This is a genomic window from Rhodococcus sp. YH1 (assembly GCF_009939605.1).
GTDB lineage: Bacteria > Actinomycetota > Actinomycetes > Mycobacteriales > Mycobacteriaceae > Rhodococcus > Rhodococcus aetherivorans.
In genome coordinates, this window is the sequence record NZ_WVTE01000142.1 from 1 (window position 1) to 5,182 (window position 5,182).

The window sequence follows — 5,182 nt, forward strand, 5'->3', positions numbered from 1 at the left end:
CCCGCGTGGATCTCGGAGCCGTCCGCGAGCCGCACACCGTAGACCTCGCCGCCGTCGCGCTGCAGGAGCGAGGTGACGGTGGTGCTCTGACGCACTCGCACGCCGAGGGCACGGGCGCGGGTGCCGTAGGCCATTCCGGTCATGTAGGCGTCGCCGTGGCCGCCGAGTGGTTCGTACGCGAAGGCCGCGAAGGGATCGAGGGCGATTCCGGGCAGCAGTCGGCGGACCTCGTCGGCGTCGATCGTCTCGACGGGCACACCGAGGGAGCGGTGCATCTCGACGTTGGCGGCGAGCGGGGCGGTGTTGTCGGGCCCGACGCCGACGACGTATCCGGTCTGCCGGAAGCCGATGTCGGTGCCGAAGATCTGCTCGGCCTCGGAGAAGACCTGCACGCCGTGCCAGGCCATCGCCGCCAGCGACGGAACGCCGTAGTGGCAGCGGACGATGCCGCTCGACTTGCCGGTCATGCCGGAACACAGAGTTCCGCGTTCCAGGACGAGAACGTCGGTTTCGCCGCGCTCGGCGAGGCACCAGGCCGCAGCCAGGCCCTCGAGTCCGCCGCCGACGATGACGATGTTCGCGGTTTCGGTCATCGTGCTTCCTCACAACTCGCAACAGGGGGTGGTTTCGTGTTGAGAAACAGTGTTGCACGAAATGAAACAGTTGTGTCCGCCCCCGTGTGACAACGACGTAAAACCTGCTGGGCGGCAACGTTCCATCGTTGACGCCGGTAGCCTCGTCCGCATGACCCCCGCCGTCCGCCCGGTCACCAGACGGGACATACCGGTCTTCGCCCGCACCCTCGCCGATGCGTTCTTCGACGATCCGGTGATGATGTGGATGTGGCCCGACGACGAGCGCCGGCGCCGAGGTCTGCCACGCATGTTCGCCGCGGAGGCGCGCCACCACCTGCTGGCGCACGGCGGACTCGAGATCGCCGAGGGTCCGGACGGTGCCACCGGGGGTGCGACCATGTGGGCGCCACCGGGCCGATGGAAGGTCACCGGCTGGCGGTCGGTCCTGGTCACCGCGGGAATGATTCACGCGCTCGGCGGCCGCGCCCGCGTCGGCGCCGAGGTCAACGGCGCGCTCGAGGATGCGCATCCGGCCGAGCCGCACTGGTACCTCTCCGCCATCGGGACCGGAAACGCCACGCGTGGAGGGGGATTCGGGAAGGCGCTGTTGCGGTCCCGGCTGGACCGCTGTGACGCCGAAGGCGTGCCCGCCTATCTCGAATCGAGCAAGGAGAAGAACATCTCCTACTACGAGCGGTTCGGCTTCCGGGTCACCGGCGAGATCGCCGTCCCGAACGGCGGCCCCACCCTGTGGAAGATGTGGCGCGCGCCCGTGACGCGGTGACTCGGCGCGCGTCCCGCCGAGCTGTTGATATGCAAGCAATCGCTTGCATATACTCGTCGCTCGTGGGAGATCTCTCGACGGTCACCGCCGGGCCCGACGGCGCGCGCAGCGCCCTGGGCCGGTTCGGGACTTCCGGATGAGCACGCCGGCCGAGAGTCCGAACGCCGTGGACGGTCACGGCCGCAAGACCGGCGAGTGGGCGGAGCCCGACCCGCACGGCGGGGTGATGATGGGCAACTACGTCGACGGTGAGCGCCACGGCACGTGGCGGCACTACTTCGCCGGCGGGGCGTTGCGTTCCGAGGGCGGTTACGACCGCGGCGTCCTGCACGGCCCCTGGACCTGGTACCGCGCCACCGGCGGCCTGCTGCAGCGCGGCGGGTTCGCCCGCGGTGAGAAGCACGGCCACTGGGAGCGCTGGACCACGGCGGGAACGCTCGTCGACAGCGGAAACTGGGAGCACGGCAGGAAGACCGGCGAGTGGACCTACTACGACACCGACGGGAGCATCAGGAAAACGACCACCCACCGGCCGAGGCTGCCGCGCGGGTGACCGAACGAGGGGGAGTGCGGTGACATCGACCTTCGACCGGGATCGAGCCCTGCTGATACGGCTGTGGCGCTCGTGGGCCGAACGGGCACGGGAATTGAGCGACGAGCAGTGGACGGCCCCGACCCGGCTGCCGGGCTGGACCGTTCGGGACCTCTACGTCCACGTCACACCGGACGCCCTGATCGCGCTGCTCGCCGACCCCGCGTCCGACGGCACGGCGAAGGTCACCAGCGCCGCGGAGATGCTCCGCGTCTTCAACGCCGACCCGGTCGCCGCCGAACCGATGCACCGACGGATCGCCGAGATGGTTCGCCGCGCCGCCACCGACGTCGGCCGGGGGACGCTCGTCGAGCGATTCGCCGTCGAACTGCCGCAGGCGTTCGATCGCCTGACCGGCCTCGGCCGTGAGACCGTCGTCCCACATCCTCTGCTGGGCTCGGTGACGCTCGGCGCGCTCCTCGACCTGGCCATCCTCGAAACGACCGTTCACCTGCTCGACGTCGTCGACGCGGTCGGCGGACCGCCGCCCGAACCGGAGGCACTCGAACGCACCCGCAACGTGCTCGCCGCCGTCCCGGATGCGCGGGCCTTCATCGAGGCGGCATCGGGCCGGTCGGGCGCGCGGATACTGCCGGTGATGCGATGAGGCAACCGCGCATGTGACGCGGCACGGCTCCCGCGATCTCGTCCGCGTGCTCGGACTGCCGAGCAGCAACGTCAGCGCGACGGTGCGCAGCCTGGTCCAGCTGGGACTGGTGGCCCGCACGTCCAACCCCCGCGACGGACGGTCCCACCCCCTGCACCGGACGCCCCCGCCCCTGGCGGAACGCAACGGCCACCTGATCCGCCGGATGTGGATCACCGGTGTGGCGCGCCTGCTGTCCGAGATGGAGCCGGACGACGCGGCCGCCCTCGTCGCCGTCGCCCCGCTGCTCGAGCGCCTGGCCGCGCTGTCCGCAGACCACCCGCTGGCGGGTTGACCGCTCGTTCCCGCGCGGCGCGCCGGCGGCGTATCCCGACCGGGCCGTGTCGGCTCCCCGGTGACGCCTCCGGCGAGCACTACCCTCGGGCACCATGACCGCATTCGACGACCTCGACGACTATCTCGCTCTCCCTCGCGTCACCGCGCTCGCGCTGTCGCCGGACGGGACCCGCGTCGTGATCGCCCAGTCCACCCTGGACGAGGAGGGGACCGGGTACGTCGGGGCGCTGTGGGAGGTCGACCCGCAGGGGCATGCGCCCGCCCGGCGGCTCACATGGGGTGCGAAGGGCGAGTCGAATCCCGTCTTCACCGCCGCCGGCGACCTGCTGTTCACCGCCGCCCGGGCCGACGGGACGGACGGCGACGACGCCCCCGCCGCGCTGTGGCGGCTGCCCGCCGCCGGCGGCGAAGCACAGCGCGTGGTCTCCCGCAAGGGTGGGGTGCGCGGCGTGTGGGCGGCCGAGGCGGCGGACCGGATCGTGGTGACGGCGGACGTACTCGGCCGCACCGACGGCGACGACGAGCGGATCCGGGACGCCCGCAAGAAGCGCAAGGTCTCCGCCGTGCTGCACACCGGATACCCGGTGCGCCACTGGGATCACGACCTCGGACCGGCCGAACCGCACCTGCTCGCCCTCGCGGACGGCCCACACGCGCCCCTGTCGGACCTGACCCCCGGGCCCGGAGGCGCCCTGCGTGAGGCGTCCCTCGACCTCGCCGCCGACGGCAGCTTCGTCGTCACCACCTGGTCGGTGCCCGGGCCGCTCGCGTCCCGCCGCACCACCCTGGTGCGCATCGACACCGACACCGGACTGCGCACCGTCCTCGTCGACGACGAGGCCGCCGACGTGTTCGCCCCCGCGATCGCGCCGGACGGCACCCGGGTGGCGTTCCTGCACGAGACGCACTCCGACCCCGAGACGGCGCCGCGAATCACTCTGCGGCTGTTCGACCTTCGATCGGGTGAGACGACCCAGCTGGTGCCCGGGTGGGACCGGTGGCCGACGTCGGTCGTCTGGCGGCCCGACTCCGGGGCCCTGCTCGTGACCGCCGACGAACACGGCCGCGCCCCGATCTTCCAGGTGGCGCTGTGGGCCGACGTCCCCACGCCGTTGACCACCGACGCCGCCGCCTACACCGACCTGCGCGTCGCGCCCGACGGAACGTGCGTCTACGCCCTGCGCGCCGCCTACGACACACCGCCGCACCCGGTGCGGATCGCGCTCGACGCCCCCGGCACCGTCACCGCGCTGCGCGCCCCCGCGGAGCAGCCCGAACTGCCCGGCCGCCTCACGGAGATCACCACCGCCGCCGCCGACGGCACCCCGCTGCGGGCCTGGCTGGCCCTGCCGGCCACCGCCGATCCCGACGCGCCCGCGCCACTGCTGCTGTGGATCCACGGCGGCCCGCTCGGCTCCTGGAACACCTGGTCGTGGCGGTGGAACCCGTGGCTGCTCGTCGCCCGCGGCTACGCCGTGCTGCTCCCGGACCCCGCGCTGTCCTCCGGTTACGGGCAGGACTTCGTCCAACGCGGGTGGGGCCGCTGGGGCAAGGAGCCCTACACCGATCTGATGGCCCTGACCGATGCGGCGATCGAACTACCCGAGATCGACGCCGAGCGCACCGCCGCGATGGGGGGATCCTTCGGCGGCTACATGGCCAACTGGATCGCCGGGCACACCGACCGATTCCACGCGATCGTCACCCACGCGAGCCTGTGGGCCCTGGACCAGTTCGGGCCCACCACGGACTCGGCCTGGTACTGGGCCCGGGAGATGACTCCCGAGATGGCGGTGGAGAACTCGCCGCACCTGTACGTCGCCGACATCGTCACCCCCATGCTGGTGATCCACGGCGACAAGGACTATCGCGTGCCGATCGGGGAGGGACTGCGGCTGTGGTACGAGCTGCTGTCCGAGTCGGGGGTACCCGCCGCCTCCGACGGCTCCACCGTGCACCGCTTCCTCTACTTTCCCGACGAGAACCACTGGGTGCTCAGCCCCCAGCACGCGAAGATCTGGTACGAGGTGGTCGAGGCGTTCCTCTCGGAGCACGTGCTCGCGCGCCCCCGGGAACTGCCCGAGGTGCTCGGCTGACGCGGATCGCGCCGGTGCGCGGCTGACGACGCGGATCGCACCGGTGCGCGGCTCGGGATTCGAGTGCCTCGTCGAGGGAACGAAGCGCCGGCGGAAGAGCGTCGATCTGCTGCCGTGCACGCCGTCGCGCCGCGTCGAGTCCGGCGTCGTACTGCGACAGCCGCCGCCCGCCCCGCATCACGGGCACCAGCA

Annotated in this window: 6 protein-coding genes; 5 read left to right on the forward strand and 1 reads right to left on the reverse strand. The window is 72.0% G+C overall.

Going from position 1 to position 5,182, the window contains the following annotated elements; translation table 11 throughout:
• On the reverse strand, positions 1–593 hold a 593-nt coding region (locus AIIKEEIJ_RS12505), incomplete at its 3' end, for an FAD-dependent oxidoreductase (protein ID WP_161995773.1).
• A gap of 151 nt (positions 594–744) precedes the next feature.
• Here AIIKEEIJ_RS12505 and AIIKEEIJ_RS12510 point away from each other — a divergent pair.
• The 5 genes from AIIKEEIJ_RS12510 (at position 745) to AIIKEEIJ_RS12530 (ending at position 4,990) form a co-directional block, all read left to right on the forward strand.
• Positions 745–1,359, forward strand: coding sequence for a GNAT family N-acetyltransferase (locus AIIKEEIJ_RS12510; protein WP_044476010.1), 615 nt, complete (start codon positions 745–747; stop codon positions 1,357–1,359).
• 136 nt (positions 1,360–1,495) lie between these two features.
• Complete coding sequence (locus AIIKEEIJ_RS12515) at positions 1,496–1,912, forward strand: toxin-antitoxin system YwqK family antitoxin (RefSeq protein ID WP_050035071.1); 417 nt, start codon at positions 1,496–1,498, stop codon at positions 1,910–1,912.
• 19 nt (positions 1,913–1,931) lie between these two features.
• The gene (locus AIIKEEIJ_RS12520) at positions 1,932–2,558 is read left to right on the forward strand and encodes a maleylpyruvate isomerase family mycothiol-dependent enzyme (RefSeq protein ID WP_006937247.1); all 627 of its coding nucleotides are present in this window, start codon (positions 1,932–1,934) and stop codon (positions 2,556–2,558) included.
• Between the two features lie 13 nt (positions 2,559–2,571).
• Positions 2,572–2,892 (forward strand): MarR family transcriptional regulator, encoded by a 321-nt coding sequence (locus AIIKEEIJ_RS12525; RefSeq protein ID WP_161995774.1) that lies wholly within the window; start codon positions 2,572–2,574, stop codon positions 2,890–2,892.
• Positions 2,893–2,986: 94 nt separating this feature from the next.
• On the forward strand, positions 2,987–4,990 hold the full coding sequence (locus tag AIIKEEIJ_RS12530; protein WP_161995775.1) for a prolyl oligopeptidase family serine peptidase: 2,004 nt from the start codon (positions 2,987–2,989) through the stop codon (positions 4,988–4,990).
• Positions 4,991–5,182 lie beyond the last annotated feature (192 nt).

Excerpts from the sequence above, each read along its gene's own strand:
- AIIKEEIJ_RS12515 (WP_050035071.1), top strand. The coding sequence starts at position 1,496 with ATGAGCACGCCGGCCGAGAGTCCGAACGCCGTGGACGGTCACGGCCGC.
- AIIKEEIJ_RS12510 (WP_044476010.1), top strand. The coding sequence starts at position 745 with ATGACCCCCGCCGTCCGCCCGGTCACCAGACGGGACATACCGGTCTTC.
- AIIKEEIJ_RS12530 (WP_161995775.1), top strand. The coding sequence starts at position 2,987 with ATGACCGCATTCGACGACCTCGACGACTATCTCGCTCTCCCTCGCGTC.